1 protein-coding gene is annotated in these 301 nt (G+C 69.4%); it reads left to right on the top strand.

The features are described 5' to 3' along the window. On the top strand, positions 1–301 hold a 301-nt coding region (locus AB6A66_RS17580), incomplete at both ends, for a phage terminase large subunit family protein (protein ID WP_371056915.1).

Below are 301 nucleotides of genomic sequence, written 5' to 3'. Positions count from 1 at the left end.
AACGGTGGAACTGGCGAAACGCAACTCGCGGCAGCGGATCGATCCGCTGATCAAGGAAAGCCCCGAGCTGCGCGAGCGGATCAAGCCCGCGCGGTCCCGCGACGCGGGCAACACGATGCTGTCCAAGGAGTTCGCGGGCGGCATCCTGATCATGACCGGCGCGAACTCGGCGGTGGGGCTACGCTCCACCCCGGCGCGGTACATCTTCCTCGACGAGGTCGACGCGTACCCGGCCTCGGCCGACGAAGAGGGTGACCCGGTCACGCTGGCCGAGGCGCGCTCGCTGACCTTCGCGCACCGG

The sequence above is a fragment of the Rhodosalinus sp. K401 genome (assembly GCF_041365735.1).
Lineage (GTDB): Bacteria > Pseudomonadota > Alphaproteobacteria > Rhodobacterales > Rhodobacteraceae > Rhodosalinus.
Note: the sequence above shows the minus strand (reverse complement) of the source record. Positions and strands in the feature narration are given on the sequence as shown.